23 protein-coding genes are annotated in these 19,368 nt (G+C 65.6%); all 23 read right to left on the minus strand.

Annotated elements, in window-relative coordinates:
• Positions 1–17 precede the first annotated feature (17 nt).
• Complete coding sequence (locus ETQ85_RS02915) at positions 18–554, minus strand: integrating conjugative element protein (protein ID WP_076600408.1); 537 nt, start codon at positions 552–554, stop codon at positions 18–20.
• Entirely contained in the window at positions 551–1,159 is a 609-nt protein-coding gene (locus ETQ85_RS02920; RefSeq protein ID WP_187394556.1) for a lysozyme family protein, read from the minus strand. The genes ETQ85_RS02915 and ETQ85_RS02920 overlap by 4 nt, the downstream gene beginning before the upstream one ends.
• On the minus strand, positions 1,144–1,839 hold the full coding sequence (locus ETQ85_RS02925; protein WP_076600410.1) for a TIGR03759 family integrating conjugative element protein: 696 nt from the start codon (positions 1,837–1,839) through the stop codon (positions 1,144–1,146). The genes ETQ85_RS02920 and ETQ85_RS02925 overlap by 16 nt, the downstream gene beginning before the upstream one ends.
• A gap of 47 nt (positions 1,840–1,886) precedes the next feature.
• The gene (locus ETQ85_RS02930; RefSeq protein WP_076600411.1) at positions 1,887–2,531 is read right to left on the minus strand and encodes a hypothetical protein; all 645 of its coding nucleotides are present in this window, start codon (positions 2,529–2,531) and stop codon (positions 1,887–1,889) included.
• A complete protein-coding gene (gene pilL2, locus ETQ85_RS02935) occupies positions 2,528–3,100 on the minus strand; it encodes a PFGI-1 class ICE element type IV pilus protein PilL2 (RefSeq protein WP_076600412.1) in 573 nt (190 codons plus the stop codon). Before pilL2 ends, ETQ85_RS02930 begins: the two co-directional genes overlap by 4 nt.
• Positions 3,101–3,319: 219 nt before the next feature.
• Positions 3,320–5,590 carry a helicase-related protein gene (locus tag ETQ85_RS02940; RefSeq protein ID WP_076600413.1) on the minus strand — a complete coding sequence of 757 codons (2,271 nt, stop codon included), beginning with the start codon at positions 5,588–5,590 and terminating at the stop codon, positions 3,320–3,322.
• 99 nt (positions 5,591–5,689) lie between these two features.
• Positions 5,690–5,995, minus strand: a complete 306-nt coding sequence (locus tag ETQ85_RS02945; protein WP_076600414.1) for a hypothetical protein — start codon at positions 5,993–5,995, stop codon at positions 5,690–5,692.
• Positions 5,996–6,096: 101 nt separating this feature from the next.
• A complete protein-coding gene (locus ETQ85_RS02950; protein WP_076600415.1) occupies positions 6,097–7,206 on the minus strand; it encodes a DUF6094 domain-containing protein in 1,110 nt (369 codons plus the stop codon).
• 66 nt (positions 7,207–7,272) lie between these two features.
• Positions 7,273–7,929 carry a hypothetical protein gene (locus ETQ85_RS02955; RefSeq protein ID WP_076600416.1) on the minus strand — a complete coding sequence of 219 codons (657 nt, stop codon included), beginning with the start codon at positions 7,927–7,929 and terminating at the stop codon, positions 7,273–7,275.
• Positions 7,930–8,249: 320 nt separating this feature from the next.
• Positions 8,250–9,077 (minus strand): DUF932 domain-containing protein, encoded by an 828-nt coding sequence (locus ETQ85_RS02965; RefSeq protein WP_076600417.1) that lies wholly within the window; start codon positions 9,075–9,077, stop codon positions 8,250–8,252.
• Between the two features lie 90 nt (positions 9,078–9,167).
• Complete coding sequence (locus ETQ85_RS02970; RefSeq protein WP_076600418.1) at positions 9,168–9,776, minus strand: DUF3275 family protein; 609 nt, start codon at positions 9,774–9,776, stop codon at positions 9,168–9,170.
• 56 nt (positions 9,777–9,832) lie between these two features.
• Entirely contained in the window at positions 9,833–10,387 is a 555-nt protein-coding gene (locus ETQ85_RS02975) for an STY4534 family ICE replication protein (protein ID WP_076600419.1), read from the minus strand.
• Positions 10,388–10,835: 448 nt separating this feature from the next.
• The gene (locus ETQ85_RS02980; protein ID WP_076600420.1) at positions 10,836–11,201 is read right to left on the minus strand and encodes a DUF3085 domain-containing protein; all 366 of its coding nucleotides are present in this window, start codon (positions 11,199–11,201) and stop codon (positions 10,836–10,838) included.
• 65 nt (positions 11,202–11,266) lie between these two features.
• A complete protein-coding gene (locus ETQ85_RS02985) occupies positions 11,267–12,064 on the minus strand; it encodes a GTPase (RefSeq protein WP_076600421.1) in 798 nt (265 codons plus the stop codon).
• Positions 12,065–12,346: 282 nt separating this feature from the next.
• Positions 12,347–13,063, minus strand: a complete 717-nt coding sequence (locus ETQ85_RS02990) for a DUF5983 family protein (protein WP_076600422.1) — start codon at positions 13,061–13,063, stop codon at positions 12,347–12,349.
• Positions 13,064–13,229: 166 nt separating this feature from the next.
• Positions 13,230–13,622, minus strand: a complete 393-nt coding sequence (locus ETQ85_RS02995) for a hypothetical protein (RefSeq protein ID WP_076600423.1) — start codon at positions 13,620–13,622, stop codon at positions 13,230–13,232.
• A 24-nt stretch (positions 13,623–13,646) separates the two neighbouring features.
• Positions 13,647–13,898: a hypothetical protein gene (locus ETQ85_RS03000; RefSeq protein WP_076600424.1), complete on the minus strand. Its 252-nt coding sequence runs from the start codon at positions 13,896–13,898 to the stop codon at positions 13,647–13,649.
• A gap of 787 nt (positions 13,899–14,685) precedes the next feature.
• Positions 14,686–16,701 (minus strand): DNA topoisomerase III, encoded by a 2,016-nt coding sequence (locus ETQ85_RS03005; protein ID WP_076600425.1) that lies wholly within the window; start codon positions 16,699–16,701, stop codon positions 14,686–14,688.
• 263 nt (positions 16,702–16,964) lie between these two features.
• Positions 16,965–17,348 carry a single-stranded DNA-binding protein gene (locus ETQ85_RS03010; RefSeq protein WP_076600426.1) on the minus strand — a complete coding sequence of 128 codons (384 nt, stop codon included), beginning with the start codon at positions 17,346–17,348 and terminating at the stop codon, positions 16,965–16,967.
• The gene (locus ETQ85_RS03015) at positions 17,345–17,893 is read right to left on the minus strand and encodes a DUF3158 family protein (protein ID WP_076600427.1); all 549 of its coding nucleotides are present in this window, start codon (positions 17,891–17,893) and stop codon (positions 17,345–17,347) included. Before ETQ85_RS03015 ends, ETQ85_RS03010 begins: the two co-directional genes overlap by 4 nt.
• Positions 17,890–18,654 (minus strand): PFL_4669 family integrating conjugative element protein, encoded by a 765-nt coding sequence (locus tag ETQ85_RS03020; protein WP_076600428.1) that lies wholly within the window; start codon positions 18,652–18,654, stop codon positions 17,890–17,892. The genes ETQ85_RS03015 and ETQ85_RS03020 overlap by 4 nt, the downstream gene beginning before the upstream one ends.
• A gap of 121 nt (positions 18,655–18,775) precedes the next feature.
• Positions 18,776–19,069, minus strand: coding sequence for a hypothetical protein (locus ETQ85_RS03025; RefSeq protein WP_076600429.1), 294 nt, complete (start codon positions 19,067–19,069; stop codon positions 18,776–18,778).
• Positions 19,053–19,368 (minus strand): ATP-binding protein (locus tag ETQ85_RS03030; RefSeq protein WP_246128598.1); only part of this gene is annotated, 316 nt, incomplete at its 5' end. The genes ETQ85_RS03025 and ETQ85_RS03030, both read right to left, overlap by 17 nt.

Below are 19,368 nucleotides of genomic sequence, written 5' to 3' on the forward strand. Positions count from 1 at the left end.
CGGCGCTTCACGTCACTTCAGGGCTCGATGCCGGTGGCGGTGATCAGCACCGGGTAGTGGCGGATGCCCAGCCGCTGGGCCAGGTCGTCGCCCGAGGCCGGCGAGAGCGTCAGCCCCGGTGCGAGGCGGCGCAGCTCGGCCAGAGCTTCGGGCGAAGCCACGTTGACCACCAGCCCCACCGCGTGCAGCTCCTGCAGCGCCGCCCGCCTCTGCTTGAGCCAGGTGCGGGACCGGTCGTCGTCGCCGAGCAGGAATAGCGGCGTGAGGCCCGATGCGCGAATCACACGGCGTGGCTCGTCGCCCGGTGACAGCCGCGCCGAGCGCACCGGCAGCATGGCCGCCTCGGCATCGGCCGCGCTACCCACGCGGGGAACCGGTTCCGGCACCGGGGGTGTGGCGCGATCCGAGTCTTGGGGACCCAATGCCTGGTAGTACGGCAGCGCCGAGGTGCCACTGCGGTCCTCGACGACGATCAGCGGTTCGGAGGTGGCTTGGACGGCGGTACTCGCGGCCAAGAGCAGTCCCAGAGTGGCGGTGAAGAGGATGCGGTTCATGGTGTGGTGGTCCGGATGGAGGAAAGGGACGCATCCGGACCCAGCACCCGGGCGAGGTGCTGGTGGACGCTGCGGCGGTAACGGGCGGCCGGTGCGCCACCTGCAGGTCGGTGGTAGCGACCGATGGCGACCAGCCAATCCTCACCGGCCGTGTGTTGCTCCTGCAGGATCTCCGCAGCGATCGCGAGATTGCGGTATGGATCGAGCAGTTCGCAGGGGTGGACGTAGCGGTGCGCATGGTGGCCGAGGTTGACCTGCCCGAGGCCGGCATCGATGCGGCTGGCCGGCGTGTGAGCGAGAGCCTTGCGAAGTCCGGTGCAGGCGTTGGCCCGCGTGGGGTAGCGCTCGGCCCTGCCGGCGACATTGAGCGTCCACGGCCAGGGAATCAGGCGGCCGCGCAGCCGGGTGCCGCTCTCCTGCAGGGCCACTGCGTACAGCACCGGCGACGGCACACCCACCTGTTGCGCAGCGAGCTGGTAGGCTGGGGGCGGCAGTTCCCGGGCAGGAGCGGGGGACGCACAAGTGCAGGTGCCGAGAACCAGTGCGGCATGGGCGGCCATTGCACTCCACTGCACTAGGCGCCCGGTGGCTATTGGCGCTGCCATTGGCCGTTCACCTCGTGCACCACGGCTGGCAGTTCGCCGGGCAAGCCAAGGGACAGCCAGCGCCCGGCGTCGTGATTGAGCGTGATCGTGCGTGCCTGGACGCGTCCGGGATCGATGCCGGCCTGGGCCGCCCACTGGCGGATGCGCGCATCGTCCTGACGGCTTCCGACCATGTAGAGATCGAAGGATGTGCCGGCCGCCTGCAATTGGCGCACGCGCTGCTCGCACGGCGGGCAATCGGCTTTCACGAAAACGGCCAGCCGGCCGGACCCCTTGTTGCCGGAACCGGGCGCATGCGCGCCGGGCAGGTTCACGCGCTGCTGGCCCGGGAAGAGGCGCTTCCACGCAGCATCGTAGGCGCGTTGGTAGGCAAGTGTCTTATTCACGCGCCTGGATTCCGCCTGCACCTGCAGTTCCGCATAGCGGTTGCGTTCCTCGTAGCTGCGGGCCTCGATGCCCAGGGCAGTGAGTGGATCGAGGTTGGGCGAATAGATGCCGAGCGGCCCCTGCATCAGTTGCCGGTAGCGCGCCCATTCCTCGGGGCGCAGCCCCCAGTCCCGCGCCTGGCGTTCGTCGAGTGCGGCGTCCATGCTGTTCTGCACCTGGCTCGGAGCCGCTCGGGAAGTGGTCACCGGTGCTGATTGCGCGACTGTATCGGCCGCAGCGATGGTGAGGGCCATGGCAAGGCTGATCGCAGACGCAAATCCCGGTTTCATGGCACACGCTCCTACGGCAACGTGATGCGGAGCGTCTGGCCATCCACGCGGAACACGGCGACATGCACCTCGATGGCCTGCAGGTGCCATGCACCGACGGAATTGCCCTCACGCAGCAGCCGCACTTCGGGTAGCGAAGTCGCTCCTGGCGCCGCAACCGACAGGAAGCGTTCGCCGCCGCGCAGCTCAAGGCCGACCACGCTGAACGGCGGTTCGAGCACCTTGGGTTTCGCTGCCTCGGCGGTGCGGCGGGATACCGTCGCTGGTGGCGGCGCCTTCTTCAGGCGCGCTTCGATCGCGCCCACGCGAACCTGCAGTGCCTGAAGGTCTTCGCCGCGGGCATCCGCCGCCTGTACCTGTTCGACGTGCGACAGCCGCTCCTCGAGGGCCTGGCGGGCGGCGTCGAAGTCCGTCTGGGTGATAGGCTTGGGCTGGTGCTTGACCGCTTCGGCCTGCTGTTCGAGGTCGCCGACGCGCGTGGCGAGTGCCTGGACATGGGCGTCCTGGGCGCTGGTGTGGCTTTGCTCGGTCAGGCGCGACAGTCCGACACTGTTGACGATGGTCAGAGCGCTGACGAGCAGCAGCCAGACGCCTGCGGCGATCCTGAGCCAGCGCGTGCGGTCGTTGCTGGCGGGAGGGATCTGAGGGATGTTCATGGCCGGACCTCCCGAGGCTCTGCGGCCTCGACCCGATCTTGATCTGCGCCCGGAACGACGCCAGTCGGGACTGCGATCGAACTGGCGGAAGCGGGTGCCGCCTGGCGCAGGAAGCACACGTGGCGGGAGGCATCGTCGACCGACAAAACCCATGCCGGGCCGGCGAGCACCAGCAGCGCGTCGCGCAGAGCCAGCGGCCCGAGACGCAGATGCGCTGCGGGCAACGGAAGCGCATACAGGGCCGTGGCATCCGCAGCGTCACAAAGGCGATAGCCCGTTCGGCGGAGGACGTGACGCATGGCGTCGCCCACGCTCGCGTCGAAGGTGGGTGGAATCGCGACCTCGACGACCTGCTCCATCAGGTCACGCTGAGCCGGTTCCGGCACCAGCTCGACCAGGGTGTAGCGCCCCTGGCGGACGACGGGAACGAGTTCCGGCGTCTGCTCAGGCACAGCCTCGACCGGCGAAAGGCTTCCGGGTTCAGAGGGGGCCGGAATCGTCGTGCAGCCGGACAGCAATCCGCCGAGCACGAAAAGCGCACAAAGTAGTCGGGCAGAAGATGATGGCATGTGGCAACCCTTGGCGACGAGATGCCATCACCATTGCAGAAAGGTGCCGTGCAGGCAGCCGGGAATCGGGCATTGACCGTTCCCCAATTCCGAGGAGGTGCCATGCGCCCCAGGCGTGCGACATCCGCCGGATCGAGAACTTCGGGACAAGGAACGGAAACAGCGCCAGCTTCGCTGAAAAGAAGCGGCCCCCGAAGGGGCCGCCAAGTCCAGCAACTCTCAATGCACCAACTGCCGTGCCAGCGCCACCTCCACCGAATCGCCATCCTGGTTCAGGACATCGAGCCCCGATTCAGGTACGTCGCCCGAGGTGGATTGCGAGACCATGATCTTCCTGGCCATCAGCCCCAGGCAAGTCATCTGCGAGGAACTGGCGTAGCCGAGATAGATCACGCGCACCGGTTGCTTCTGGCCGATGCGCCATGAGCGCCGCGCCGCCTGCTGCAGCGAATACACGTTGTAGCCCGATTGCATGAAAACGATGGTCGGGAATTCCAGCAGGTCCAGCCCGGTTTTGACCAGCTCGGGATTGGTGATGAGCACGTTGATGCCGCGGTCCAACTGCTCGGCGATCCAGTCCTCGCGGCGGGAGGCATCCACGCTTGCGCGCAGCACCGCCACCTTGAAGCCCTCCTGCTCCAGCAGCACCTTCAGGCGCGACGTGGTGTCGCGCGTGCCGGTGTAGACCGAATAGACCAGAGTCTTGCGACCTTCCGCTTTCTCCTGCTTGCATATCTCGATCAGCTCGCGCTCCTTGGGCATCACCTCCAGCTCGTTGAACTGAGCCGGGACGAATTCCAGGGTGTTGCGCGTGCGCGGATGCACCACGGTTTCCGACCGGAAGCAGCAATCCGGCCAGGCCAGCAGCACGTTGAGGACCACGCCGAGCAGTGTCGTGTCGCGTTTGGCCAGGGCCTGCTTCAGCTCCTGGGTCAGTCGACCCGCCAGATCGCGGTAGGCTGCGGCCTGCGCCGTATCCATCGCGACTTCGCGGAACTCCTCGTCGTAGGGCGGCAACACGTTGCCACCGATGTCCTTGAGCTTGAGGAAGACGGTGAACGGCAGGACGCAACGCAGCACGCCCTTGGGACCGAAACCCGGCGCCTTGACCGTGCGCACCGACACCTTGGTGCCCTTGGCCGTCTTGTGCGCCGTGCCCGTGCTCTCCGAATAGATGTCCTTGAGCACGCCGTGATCGCGCATGAACGCCATCGCGGCCGAGGTCATGCTGCCGCTCTTGGTCGGGCGGTAGCCGTCTTCGATCATCCGCCCGGGCAGGGCTCGGAACAGCAGATGGAACAGGTCGTCGCCGTAGCCGCCCATCAGCGTGCCGGTGAGCAGCAAGGTCTTGCGCGACTTCGCTGCGAGCACGCCCATGGCCTGGCCCTGAGCGGAACCGCCGTTCTTGTACTCGTGTGCCTCGTCGGCGATGAGCAGGTCGAACGTGCCCTGGGGCAGATAGCGCTTGATGTACTCGGACGGCTGGTAGCCGCCCTCGCCAAAACCAAACTCCATGTTCGCCATCGCGCGCTCCATGCGGTGCGCCTGGCGATCCGAGAAGACCAACTCACCCCGGTCGTCCATCAGGTTGATGAACTCGTGGATGTTGTCGCCGAGCATCGACGCAAGGAACGCATCGCCGAACTTCTGCATCAGCTTCTGCGCGGTGACTTCCCCGATGGTCGGGATGCGCTTCAAGGCTTTGAGCACGGACGAGGACTGGTCGCTGGCGGACAGGCTCCTCGGGCGGATCAGCGTCCACAGCGGTGCGGCGCACTGGCTGCACTTGCGGCGGTACTCCTCGGCTTCCAGCTCGACCGGGTTGGCCGGCTCGCCGTCGAGGTCGGCAATGACATGGCCGCAGTCCGGGCACGCCCCCACGTCGCCGTGGCGTGTGCGGTGGAGGGTGAAGACAGGTTTCCAGTGGAACCCCATCCGCATCCGCACGCGGCCCAGGACGAAGAACTCCTGGCCGCTCGCCGGCACGCCCAACTGCTCGCGGAGCTTCAGCAGCTTGAGCAAGGTGTCCGGGCCGTTGAGCACCCAGACCTTGGCGCCGGCCACCGTCTCCTGGATTTCGCGCCGCCACTTGTAGACCAGGTGAGGTGGCGAGAGCACCAAGGTGCGGCGGTAGCCTTCGGCGTTGAGCACGGCGGCCGTCGCGATGCCGACGGTCGTCTTGCCGCATCCCATCTCGCCATTGACGATCGCGGCGCGTTCGCCGCGGTCAACCAACAGCTCGGTGACGGCATGGACTACATCGGCTTGCGCCTGGAACAGCTTGCGCTTGAGACTGGCGAGGACGATCTGCCGATGCGACCGTGCCTGTCCGGCGTAGACCGGGGGATTGGCTCGGTTGAGCGAGTCCAGCAGCTCGTCGCCGAATTCGGACACGAAATCCTGCAGACTGAGAGTGAGAGGAGAAGCGGACGATTCGAGCAGATCGCCCTGCACAGCGGTTTCGGGAGTGGTTTCGAGATCGAGGGACATGGTGATGCTCCAAAGTAATGGGGCATGCACCTCCCCCTGCAGGGCGATGGCATGCCCCGGGGTGGGGAGAATGGAACGGCGCGGGGCCGTCGAGAAGGATCAGTACTCGCTGGGCAACAGCAGCGTCGTGACGCTGCGATCCCATTCGGTGATGATCCAGAGCTTCAGATCGGGCGCGACCTGGTAGGACGAGAACAAACGATCTTCGCCGGATTTCAGTGCGGCGTCGTTCTGCTGCCTGTCACCTTCGTCGAGATCGCCCCAATCGCCGCTGAGATGGCGACGCAGGTACGGAGACGGATTGAGCCGGCCCTGCTGGACCAATGCATCGATGCCGATGGTCATGACTACCTGACCGGGCGAGAAACGTGCTTGTGACGCGAGGTTGAGGACTGCGAGTGCCATGGTGGGCTCTCCTTCTGGAAGAAGGGGCCACGGCACCCCATCGGGGCGACATGACCCCGGTGGGTGGATGAAAGCGACGGCGAACCGTCAGGGAACAGCGATCAGCGGATGGTCAGCACATCTCCCCGTGTCGGGGAACCTGGCGTCATGTCCCAGGCGCGGATGACCGGCACGAACTTGTCGGTGAGGATGCGCGTCTCGGCCACGGAGCCGTCGTCGCGTTCGGTGTATTCCGTCTGGAGAGTCTTCTCCTTGTGGGTATCACCTTTGACGACGAGCACGCGCCCGGTCCTGGACCTCACCACGCCAGAGATCGCGCCCGCGGCCAGGGCCAGGGCGAGATGCCAATGCGACAAGGCCCGTGCCGGAGGGCGCAGCGCCTGCTGCGCGGCACCGAGGTGCGTATCGAGTGCCGGCCAGAGCCCTTGCAGCCGGCCGACCTCGTCGGCGAACTGCTCGGGTTCCATCGTCACGCGATAGAAGTGCTCCGGTTCGGCCGGGCTGATGGGGACCGAGTACGGCAGGAACGGCCATTCCAGCGGCAGTTCCTCGGCTTCGGCGTCGCCTTGCCCGATCTGTAGCAGCAGACCGCGCGTGGCCTTGACCGAATCCGATGCCTGGTCGCGCTGGCGAACCCTGCGACCGAAGACCACCACCTGCTTGAACTGCGTCTCCACCGCACGGTAGATGCGCAGATCGGCGAAGTGGCGCGTCAGCCATCCGACCAGTTCGGCATCGAGCACGTAGGACGGCACGATGAAGACCAGCACGCCGCCGTACTGCAGCAGCGGCAGCGCACGCTGATAGAACAGCTTCTCCAGCCTGGCCCGACCCTGGCCCTGGTAGCCGATGTTCCCGTTGGCGTCCTTGCTCAGGTCGCCATAGGGCGGGTTGAGCCACAGCAGGCCAAAGGTCTGGCGCGAGATCAGCGTGTCCATCAGGTCGCCATGGATGCAGCGATCGACGAGTCCGCGTGCGTGTGCGGCGCGTTCGTCGTCGTACTCGACGGCGAAAGCCTTGACCTGCTCGCGCCCGAGGGCGTGAGCGACTTCGGCAATCGCCACGCCTTCGCCGGCGCAGGGATCGAGAATGCACATCGGCCCGTCAGAAGGGGCCAGCGCAGTGAGCGCTCTTTCGAGCGTGGGCTCGTCCGTGGGGAAATACCCGTTCTTAACGAAATTGCGGGCGAGCCGCGGAAACATGAGTGCCATGGGATTCTCCTGAAGGCGGGAATGAAGGAAAGCGGACATGCGGGGCATGCCCGATGGGGAAGCGTCTCAAGCCACCGTTTCGAGCGGCAGCGCTGAGACAGGCTCGGGCCGAGGCGTCTCAGCGGCGAGCACCCCACTGCGGATCAAGCCGCCCAGGGTCTGGGTCAGCACCGGCACGTCGATGGCGAGTCGGTGGCCTTCCAGTGGGCCGAGGGCGAACGGCAGGCGGGTCAGCATCGACTTCGCCTGCAGCAGCTCCAGCACGAGGTCGCGCCAGTGATCGAGCAGCGGCAGCGGGCAGGTGTCGCGCACCAGCAACCACAGCCGGTCGAGCCGGTGTGTGGAGTCGCGTGGCAGAAGCGCCAGCGCGCTGGCGTTGGCCTTATCGGGACGCACGCAACGGCGGTCGAACAGCCACACGTTGGAAAGCGAGCCGAACAGCGTGCGCCGGTAGGCGCGCGCGCTGCGCTTTTCCAGATTCTCGACGTTGCCGACGAAAACCGGGACGCTGCCGCCTTGCTCGGTGATGAGATGGAACTGGTCCAGTCCCTGTTCATCCCGTCCCAGGGTCAGGCGAGCGAGGAATTCCTGAACCGCGGTGTCGCGCGCCCAGATGGAGAGAAAGACCAGGTTGCCGTTCTCGTTACCGATGCAGCCGTCGGCCATGAGGTCGGGGCATTCATCGATGCGATACAGCGTCTTGGAGGGATGTGTGACAGGCATGGTGTTGTCCTCGAAGGAATCGGAGGCAGCACGGCCCGCCGGGGCACTCACTGCCCCAAGGGGTGGAAAAAGCGCCGCAAGCGGCTTGGCAAAGAAGGACGACCTACGCGTCGCAACGCGCCGTAGCCTTGAAGGTTTTGGCTACCTGGGCATGCTGTCGGCTTCGCCGACGGACATGGGCATAGCCTGCCTCATTGCCGAGCGGGACGTGAGCGACAAACCGCTGCGCGCACTGCTCACGTTGATCGGCCCTCGCGCATTCGGGCACCTCGACAAAGAAGAAGCGGATCATGCCGCGATGGGCACGATCCGCTTGGAGGTCAGGCTTTCAGCTTACGCAGGCCTTCCGCGAGCAGCCAGAGTGCCCGGTTGAGCCGGACGTTCTGGTCGATGCCCTGGACAGGCCGTGTGCGCTGCTGGCGCCCGTTGGCAGTGCGGCCGGTCAGACCGCCTTTGACGAGGTTCTCCTGGATGCGGTTGAACGTGGACCACAAATCCGCGTGGTTGTCGTCGAAACGACGGGGGCGCAGGATCTGGCCTTCCGTGATCGGCACGGTCTTGCCGGGTTCGTCGTACTTGAGGACCAGGGCCGATCTGGCGAAGACCTCGGCCTCGCCGTCGTCGAGCGTGATGGCACGCATGGCGTCGCGCGAGTCCTGCACCTGCTCGAAGCCATGCAGCACCTCGTAGGCACCCTCGATCACGTGATCGGTGACGTTGCCCTTGTGAGGCACGCGCACGTCGGCGAAGGTGTCGCCGCACACCAGACCGTTCTGGCAGACGAAGCGGAACATGCCCGCCAGCATCTGGTAGCTGCTGGTGCCATCGTGCGAATTGAGCAGGATGATCTCGTTGGCCTCGGCGCCGTTGATCTGGCTCGCATGGCGAAGGCGCAGCATGTGCTTGGTGTAGTCGCGGCGGTCCTCCTGGCGCACGCGGGTCTGGCACACCATGAACGGCTGGAAGCCTTCCTTGCGCAGTTCGGTCAGCACTGCCGCCGTGGGGATGTAGCTGTACCGCTCGGAGCGGCTCTCGTGCGGGGTGTCCGCGAAGATGGACGGCGCTACGGTGCGAATCTGGTCATCGGACAGCGGATGATTCGACCGCAGCACCGGGGAGCGATAAGTGAAGCGGGATGCGAGTTGCATGACGATCTCCTTGGATGAGAGACCGGAGCCCCGCCCCACCGGGGAGGAACCCCGGCGGGTGGTGGAACGTCGCTGGCGCGGCGTTGGGAATCAGGCCTTGGCGAGATGCCAGTCCTGGGACAGCGGAGCGAACTCGTAGCCCAACACACCGAGACGGTCGCGCTGCTGACGCAGGACGCGGCGATCGACGGTGGCATCGAGCTTGACGATCTCGCCCAGCGGCCAGAGCGCACCGAACAGCGCCGCGTCATCCGCGTTGGCCGAGGCCTCGGGGGATGCGGTCGGCTCGCTGCCGAACGGCGTGGTGTCGACCAGGGGATCGCGCGGGTTGCGTGGCTTCGCCTTCGGCTTGGCCTGGGGTACGGCCGGCGCGGGTGCCTGCGCTTCCTCGTCGATCGGATCGACTTCCTGCGGACTCAGCCGGCGGGCTTCGTCGCGGCTCAGAGCGTCGATGTTGGACAGCGTCATCCCGCCCAGAAGGGCGCGGATCTCGATGACCATGCGGCCGTTGGCGTTGTAGGTGGAGGGACGAATCTCGGCAATGGCGAAATCGCCCTCGTACTTGCCTTCGGCGTACTGGTCGAGCTCAGCGTTCTTCACGACGAACTCGCCGATGGAGGTCGCGAGGCGGCCGACGTTGAAATCGCCGTTGCGGCCGTGGATGGTCTTGATGGCCAGTTGGCCGGGGATGGTGATCATGAAGGTCTCCTGCTGACGAAGAGAAGACAAGGCCCCAGGGAACGGGGCCTTGCGGATCAGAACGGCTCGGCAGCGGCCAAAGCGGGGGCATCGGCGTCAGCATCGTCGGCAGCTTCGGCAGCGGGCCTGGAGGGCTCCGGTGTCGAGGCTTGCTGCGCGGCGGGCACCTCGGAAGCCTCGGGGACTTCCGGCTCGCGCGCGTCGGTCTCGATCGGCTTGGATTCGGCCTTGTAGACGAGCTTGCCGTCGACCTTGATCCAACTGACGAACAGCAGGCGTGCCTTGAGGCTCACACCCTGCTCGCCGGCACGCTTCCCCTTGGAATAGGTGAAGGTGTCGGTCCACAGGTCGCCCAGGCGGAAGCCGATCATCACTTTCTTCTCTGCCTCGACGGCGTCGATGCAGCGACGAACCAGGTGCTGCGCTTCCGAACCCGATACGCGCGTGTCGAAACGCACGTACGAGACGTCATCGCTGGGACCGTTCAGGGCCGCGATGTCGCAGGCCAGGAACGCATCGCCTTTCTTGGGCTTCACTTCGCGGATGCGATTGAGGTACCCGAGGCCGGTGATGTGCAGATCGAAGTAGGACTTTTCGGTGGAAGTAGTCATGGTGAATCTCCTGAAGAACAAAGAGGCGGAGACACACCCGACCCAGGCGGGGAAGGTGTGGAACCCCCGCGTGGGTTGATGGAACAGCTTGGTGGCATCGCCATCGAGAACCGATGGCCGTTCGCGCATGGACGCCGGTGCGAACTGGTGGGATCAACGCGGTCGGAACTGCGTCGTAGCCTTGAGGATCGTGGCTACCTGGGCATGCTGCTGACGGAAGTCAGCGGAACATGGTGGGAAGCGTGGCCCGAGGTCAATGCCCGCGCCAGTCGGAATTGGCACCATCTGGTTCCCGCATTGGCGAGGGTCTGACTCAGGCGTCGCAGAACCGGGCCATCGACTCTTTGGCCGAGTCCAACAGGTCGTTCTGGTAGGCAAAGAAGTGCATCACAACGACTGTAGGCCAGCAAAAAGAAGCCCCCGAAAAGGGGGCATGGGGAAGGGGTTGTCAATTGCCGTTGTGCGCAGGGGCCACGGCATGCAATGACAAGTGCGTCGCGGTCGCGGACACCTCGAGGTCGCCCTCGCCGCTCAGGATGAGCGCGAAGACACCATCGTGCGGATCGAAGAACTCGCCGAAGTCGTCGCCACCGAACTCGGCGCGCGCCAGCTCCCACCAATCATCGAACGCATCGACATCCGGATTGCAGTGCACGGCGTAGGCGATGAGCTTCTGGCGCCCATCGGGCCTGCGCTCACCGCGCTCGGCCAGGAAGTACACGCCCTGGTCCTTGACCAGGACGACACGACATTGATTGACCACCGCTTCGGCGAGCACGGGCCGCAGGTCGGTACCTTTGAATCGAACAGACATGGATGTGATCTCCAGGAAAACGAATGAAGGGCCTCCCGCCGAGAGGACGGGAGGCTGCGTGGAGGTCAGTGCCGGACAGGCTTGCGACCGGACAGGCATTGCACGCGAATGCGCCGCCAGTTCCCGTCGTCGATCCGCCGCTCCAGCGTCTCGCCGAGAGAGTCGAAGAACACCTCATCGACCCGTTCGACCAGCTCGCCGTCGCGGTGCAGTTCCACTGCGTACACGTCGAGCCCGCGCTCGTACAGCACGGTGACGCGTCCCTGGAACTTCGCCGTGGCCACCGTGAAGCCAATGGCCGGTGGCGTCGCGATGATGTCCTTGGGCAGCGGATCGACCCAGGTGAAGTCCCGTGCGCCGGCATCCACCAGCATATGGGTGATGCGCCGGTAGCCGTCGGGTGCGGGCAACTGTTCCATCTGCTGGATCAGCTCCTGCAGCTCAGGGCTGCGTACCTCTGGAATTGGCAGCTTCGCCGGTGCGGAACCGAGCACGAACCGCTGCACCGTGTACGGCTTGCCGTCGGCAGTGAATGCGGTTTCTTCCTCGGGCGTGTCGGCGCGCAGACCATCGAAACGGCGTCGGGCGTAGGGTTCGACCTGCACCTTGGCGCCCTCGCCGGGCACCTCGGTCACGAGCGCCCGGTCGAGCACCGCGAATTCGGCGCGTCCCGTCTTGATGACGATGGCCTCTTCGGTGGTGGCGATGACCTTGCCCTCGAAGGGCTTGGGATCGATGTGGAAGCCCAGCGTCGAAACCTTTGGCTGGCCGTCGAAGATGTTGAACTTGAAGCTGCGGACGTTGGAAGGCACATGGCCGTGGACGAGCGTCGGCATCTGTGCGCGGATGGCTTGGGTATCCATGAGAGACTCCTTGTGGCAACCAAGGGACTCCCGCCCGCAAGGGAGGTATGTCCCTTGAGGGTGAGGTGGATGGACGCGGCATGCGTCCGGCGAAAGAAGCGACCAGCGCGGCGAACCGCACCGCAGTCTCGAAGGTCTCGACTGCCTGGGCATGCTGCCGGCAACGCCAGCGAACATGCGGGAAGCGTGCGGCAGGCGCAGGTGCCCGTCGTCCGGGAATCGGCAACCTGTCGCCACCTCGTTCCACGAAAAGGAAGAGCCCCGGGTGGGGGCTCGAAGGTGCTACTCGTCTTCGTACAAGGGCAATCCGTCCAGCACCGGCGCATCGGCATCGAAGATCAGCATGCGGACGTTGGCGAGTGCGGCCAGGTGCAATACCTCCACGAGGGACTCCGGCATGCCCTTGGCCCGGTGCTCCTGCCGCAGCTCTTCGGCGGTAATGCCCTCGACAAGCTGCAGGTTCGCATCCGTCCAGGGGGTGGCGATCAGCTTCACGCCGATCGCGGGGCTGTACGGGATGCGGAAGGCGACGAACAGAAAGCCGCTCGGTGTGGCGATGTCCGCCAACCCGGCGAGGAAGCGGCCTGCCTCGGGGGTGAGATGGGCGCTGCTGATCTCCCAGCACCGGCTGTAGAAGCCCGTCTCGAAGCTCAGTCGCCACACGACTTCCCGCGCAGCTTCCTCCGAATAGGTGTCGCCGACGTGCACGGGCTGGCCGAAGTCGTCGCCGCTGACGGCGTAGACCACGGTGCGCACCACGCCCTCGGTCTGGCATTGGGCCTCCAGGTCTTCTGGAATGTCCTGGCCTTCGGTGATCAGAGCGAAGTCGTTGTTGAAGACGCAGGGGAAGAGCGCGATCTGGTCGTCTGGCAGATGCGCCTGGCTGGGATGCAGCGGGTGCCAGACCGGCGGGCAGTCGTCCTCGTAGGTGATGCACAGGGAGCGATCAATGCGCAGGTTCTGGTAGCCGCGGAGGAAAGGGTTGGAATCGGGGGACATGGGGTTTCTCCATCAGAGGAAGTGGAGCCCATTCCCCGGCTGGGGAGCAAGCCCCCAGCGGGTGGTTGAAGAGATGTTGAGAACAGGGAGGGACACCGCCTCGAAAGGAGGCGCATGTCCCTCGTGGGTGGAAAAAAGGAACGGATGGCGAACAAGCGAATCGGGATCACCAGCCGCTGTAGTTCAGCACCAGATCGGCGATGACCTTGCGGCGATCCAGATCGAGACCTCCCAGATCGGAAAGCCCCTCGAATCCGCAGCGCTTGAGCATCGCGCCGCCTTCGCGGGCGTTGTAGAAGCTCACCATCGCGGACAGGAACATGCGCTGGCCGCCGCTGAGGACATCCAGGGCGTCGTTGAGCAACAGCACCTTGGGGCGCAGATCCCACTTGCTGGTGGCGCGCTGCAGGCCTTCGGGCGTGCCGTCGCCGAACCATTCGGCGCCGGCGATTTCCACACCGCGCTTCCACCCTTCGAAGAAGGCCTGCGGGGCTTCGGCGAAATGCCGCTCTTCCGCGGCGATCTGATCAAGTACGTCTTGGGGCAAAGACTGGTTCATGAGATGGCTCCTTGTGAGTGGAAGTCAGGGGTGGATGCGTTGCTGCCAGCGGCCTGTTGCCAGGGCGTGCTCGGCGGCGTGCTGCGAGCGGAAGTACTCGACGGACTCTCGGGACACCGGGCCGTCTTCATCGGCGGTGCCGATGAAGTGGCCGGCGGCGCTGTGGCGCACCTGCAGGGACAGGCGCTTACCGGTGCAGGCCAGGGCCAGATAGCCAATGGCTTCGGTGCGGGCTTGGGCGGCGCTCAGCGGTGCCGATGCGAATGCAAGGGACATGGGGCTCTCCTGGTTGAAGGACCGGGAGCCCACACCCGGACGGGAGCGGATATCTCCCGAAGGGTTGAAGGAAGAAGCATCGGCGTCGTGAAGACGCACGTCCGCGGTGGTGATGCGAAGCGGACTGGTTCGATCCACGCGGCAAACCGCGTTGCAGCCTTGAAGACCGGGGCTGCCAGGGCATGGTGCTGACGACCGTCAGCAGCACATGACTGCAGGATGGACGCGACGCCTCACTGGCGTCTTCTAGGAATGTGCATCGCGCAAGGGCCGCTTTGAGGCTGTGCGACACCGACCAAGATCAAACAATGACCAACGGGCCGAAGGCCCTTGAGCCTTCAGCCGGAGAAGAGAGAAACCACCTGTGGGCTGTGGCAGTCCCGGCCGTCGTCAAAGCCGCTCGCTGCGTCAGCAATCGCACCCGACCCGTGTCGTGGCTGGGGTCGACATCCTTCGGCACACATCCGCGCACAAAGGGAGCCCGTTGTTCCGCCGGCGGGCACCGGCACCGAATACCGTCGACCCGAGGGGTCTCCTGACGGCTCGCTTCGACACAGGTCCGCCAGGCGTCAGGAGACCCCTCGTCATCGACGGGAGCATCTCGATCAATGGAGTCGCGACAGACGCGATTCGCGGAGAAACGGCCTTCTCGTCTTGCGAGCCCGTCGTTGGGCAGCCAGACGTGCACACCGTTGCAGAAGGGGGCGTGCGCTGGGGAATCCCGCATTGCACGGGAGGTTGGACCCGCCGCTAGAAACGGCTGGCGTGGCGAAGGGATTCGTCGGTGTCAGGACGCCTTGCGGGAAGCCCTCTGCTTGCGTGGCGCACCGTGCTTGCCTGCCGAGCTGTCGATCGGCAGCGTTCCCTTGCAGTCCGGATAGCGACTGCATGACCAGAAAGCGCCGCTCTTGCCGGTGCGCTGCCGCATCTGCCCGCCGCACTGGGGGCAGGAGGGCGAAGGCGGCAGCTTGATGGCGAGCGTCGCACCGCGGTACTCCTGCACGAGTTGAGCCACCCAGGCGGATTGCCTGGCGATGAAAGTGTCCAGTGTCATCTGGCCGGCCTCGATCATGTCCAGTGCCTGCTCCCAGACTGCTGTCGTGCCCGGATCGGCAATGGCCGCCGGCACGGTGTCGATCAAGGTGAAGGCGGCATCCGAAGCACGGATGGCGCGGCCCTTCTTCAGCAGATAGCCGCGACCGAGCAGGCCGCCGATGATGTTGGCGCGCGTGGCTTCGGTGCCGATGCCTGTCGTGTCCTTGAGCTTCTGCTTGAGGCGCGGGTCGGTGACGAGCTTCGCGACGCCCTTCATGGCCTTGACCAGTTCGCCCTGCGTGTAGGGCTTGGGCGGCAAGGTCTTCAGCGCCTTCAGATCGACATGGCCGACCTGGCAGGACAATCCTGCTTGCAGTGCCGGTAGCACCTGGCTGCGCTGGGCGTCGTCGCCATCCGCATCGCTTTCCTCCGGCGCCGCCAGCACCTGGCGCCAGCCGGCCACGGCGATCTGCTTGCCCACGGCCAGTAGCGACTGCCCGCCGCACGCGAGCTGCGCCACCGTTCGGTCGAACTCGTGGTGGAGCAGGAACTGTGCCAAGTAATGCGCGCGGATCAACCGGTAGACGGCCAGCTCCTTGTCGTTCATGGCCGAGAGCTTGGCCGGTTCCAGTGTCGGGATGATGCCGTGGTGTGCCGTGACCTTGCCGTCGTTCCAGGCGCGCGAGCGCTGGGTCGGGTCCAGGCGGTCGATCAACGGGCGCAGGCCGGGATCGGTCTTGACCAGGCTCTCGAGAACGGTCGGCACCTCGGCCAGCATGCTCTCGGGCAAGTAGCCCGAGTCGGAGCGCGGGTAGGTCGTCGCCTTGTGGGTCTCGTACAGCGCCTGGGCGATGTCCAGCGTCTCCTGCACATCCAGGCCCAACTGCTTGGAACACACCTCCTGCAGCGTGCCCAGGTCGAACGGTAGCGGCGGACCTTCGCGCACGCGCTCCGTCTCGACCGACACCACCTGGGCTCTGCTGGCGGCGCGCATGCGGTCGGCGGCCTGCTGTGCCACGGGCTGCTGCAGGCAGCGGCCGGCGTCGTCGGTACAGCCTTGCGGCGGCGTCCAGCTCGCCGTGAAGGACTGCCCCACATGGGACAGCGTGACCTCGATTGCCCAGAACGGCACCGAGACGAAGCGGGCGATCTCGCGGTCGCGATCCACCACCAGCTTGAGCGTCGGGGTCTGCACCCGGCCCACAGACAGCACACCGGTGTAGCCGGCCTGGCGTCCAAGCAGGGTGAACAGCCGGCTCAGGTTCATGCCGATCAGCCAGTCGGCACGCGAGCGGGCCAGGGCCGAGTAGTAGAGCGGCAGCGTCTCGGCCGACGGCTTCAGCGCGCCCAGTGCCTTGCGGATCGACGCATCGTTGAGCGCCGACAGCCATAACCGCTGGATCGGTCCGCGATAGCCGCACAGCTCGATGATCTCGCGGGCGATCATCTCGCCTTCGCGGTCGGCATCGGTGGCGATCACCAGCTCGTTGGCCTGGCCGACGAGCTGCTTGACGATCTTGAACTGCGCGGCGGTCGCAGCCTTGGGCTCGACGCGCCAGCGTTCGGGAATGATGGGCAGTTGCTCGATGGCCCAGCGCTTGTAGCGCTCGTCATAACCCTCGGGCGGAACTGCTTCGACCAGATGACCGATGCACCAGGTCACGACGATACCCGCGCCGCTGTAGCAGCCGGAACCACGCTGGCCGGCACCCAGCACGCGGGCGATGTCCTTGCCTTGCGAAGGCTTCTCGCACAGGAACACGCGCATGAAGCCTCCTCGGGAATGTGCGGTTCATCAGATGGACAACAGCATGGCTGGGCCAGGAGAGACCGGCAGCAAGGAAGCCGGACGGCATGAACACCGAATTGTCCTCGGTTGGGGAATGGTTGCCGCAGCGGTATGAGGGGCGGGAAATTCGCGTCGGGAGGGCGGCTGGAGCTCGGTGGGCCGCAGTGGAACTATCCCCAGGGGATAGCCCACTGGTGCAAGGCGGGCGTCTGACGGTTGCTACAGCCGCCCGCGATGCTTGGTCACTGGCCCCCGGCAGGCTTGGCGCCGAGCGTCACCGCCTCGATGCGATAAGGCAGGATGCCGACGCGCCGGGCCTCGATCTTGAAAGTGACGCGCTCGTTCTCGTCCGCGTCCTCCCATTCATCGCGCACGGTGCGACCTTCGACCAGTACGCGCATGCCCTTCTGGTACAGCGACTGCCAGTGCTCGGCATCGCGATGCCACAGCTCCACGGGCGCCCAGAAGCCGCCGCGGTCCTCGTACTCGCCATCCTTCTTCGGGATGGGATTGTCGAAATAGACGTTCAGCCGCAGCAGCCGCCTCGGCTCGTCGTTGCCGTTGGGGAATTCGCGGTACTCCGGCGCGGAACCGATGTTGCCCTCGCCGACGAAGTGCGTGCTCATGGTGACTCCTTGGGAGTGGTGGGAACGGACGCGACATGCCCGTGGACACGCCGCAGATAGGTTGCCTCGGCCCGGTCCACCCTGCTGGCGCATTCCAGGGCGAGGCGGGTGATGCTGTGGGTCAGACTGATCTGCATGTTCAGCGCGATGCGCTGCAGTTCCATCGCATACAGGTCGTCGATCAGCGAGGCCGGTGTCGCGGGGCGATCGAGCAGCGACTCCCACAAGGCCACGCCCATGGCCGAGCGGTCGAGGTTGCGCCAGCGCAGAAAGGTCGTCCCTGCGCCAGTCGTCTGCTGGGCCAGTTGCACATCGAGCAGGTTGAAGGGGTAGGCCCGCGCCTGGGGCAACACCTGCCGTTGTGCCAGGGCGATCAACCCGTCGCGCAGCGCCATGCACTGGCTGGCCCAGGTCTCCAGACTCCCCTTACCCTTAAAGGGCTGTAAAAGGCCTTTTAGGTAGCCTGCATGTTCCAGCCGCTGGAAGTCCGTCTGTCCCAGCGGAATGAAGCGCGCTGGGTGGCCGGAAGAAGAAGGTGCCGTCATGCGTTGACGCCCTCATCGTCTTGTCTCGCGGAGTCGCCTGCGCCAATGCCTGACTCCAAAGCATCAGCGACCGGTGACTCGGGCCGGCTTCCCCTCCGTGCGATGGGTGGCGCAAAGCGCGAACGGCGCGTGCCTTCGAAAATGTCCTGCGGCAGCTCGCCGAACTTCTCCAGCGCCGCCCGCGCCACGGCGTTCTTCGCCGCAAAGTCGTCGCGCGTCGCACCTGAGTAGCGGTACTGCTGCGCCAGGGAGAACAGGCTGCGCAGTGCATGCGCACCGTCGTTGAGCCAGCGCTCCAGCGTGCTGCGGTCGATCAGTGCCGTGTGATGGGCCAGGATCAGCTTGCGTGCGAGGTCGTCGTAGTCGGCCAGCAGGTACACCGCCATGAAGCCAAGCTGCGCATTGACGAACAGCGGCAGCTTCACTGGCTGCACGTTCATGTTCTCGCCCAGGGACAGCGCGGGCGGCACATCAGCCAGTGCTTGGTCCACCTGTTCGCGCAACGCCTGTAGGCTGGTCTTGGTCTGCGTGAGCTTGTCTTCGATGCGCAGCATCCACCAGTCCGAGTAGGGGTCATCCTGCTCGGCACCGCGCTTCATCTTGTTCATCACGCTGATGTAGCCGTTGAGGCCGATGATGCCAGGACGACCCTCGGCCGGCGCGCGGCCATGCCAGATGCGCGATGCGTGATGGGTGTGCAGCGTCAGCGACATCGCGCTGCGCAGCGATCCGAGATTCAGTTGCAGGGGTTCGTTGGCCATGGAGACGACTCGCGATGAATGAACGAGTCGCCAGCATCGGCACCAGCCGGAAGGCTGTCAGTCAACAAACCGCATCCAACGTCCGCCCGGTTTGCCCGACGCGGAAGGCTGTGTGTGCCGGCTATCCCCTGGGGATAGGCAGGCGTTGGCCGAGATCGAGATGGACAATGCAGAAGATGGCCCGGCGTTGCCCGCCGACGGCTGCGATCCGCAATGCCTGCAGGATCGACTCCTGATCGTCCGCGAACGCAAACGCTGCATCCTGCCCGGTACGCCGATTCCGCGCGGCCGCAACGCGCCGCAGCGTGGCGACCTTCGTTTGGTCGTTGGCATCCCGGGCGGAAGGGGCAGTCGGGGTGTTGAAGATCTCAAGGCCGCGCCAGAAGCGCAGCAGGCATTCACTCAAGATCAGCATCCGCCGCTTCGACATACGGCAACCGTACCTCGAAGCGGCTTCCCTGCCCTGGCGTCGACTCCACCCGAATCGTTCCGCCCATCAGCCGCCCCACCCGCTCCGTCAAGGCCAATCCGAGTCCCATTCCGCCGAAGCGGCGCGAGGCACTCCCGTTCGCCTGTTCGAAGGGGCGGAAGAGCTGTCGGACGTGGTCGATACCCATCCCGATGCCGGTATCGGCCACCACGAAGACCAGCTGGTCGCCGTCCCGCCCCGAAACCAGGGTGACCCTCCCTTCATCGGTGAATTTCACGGCATTG

Source organism: Zoogloea oleivorans (assembly GCF_008107625.1).
Classification (GTDB): Bacteria; Pseudomonadota; Gammaproteobacteria; order Burkholderiales; family Rhodocyclaceae; genus Zoogloea; species Zoogloea oleivorans.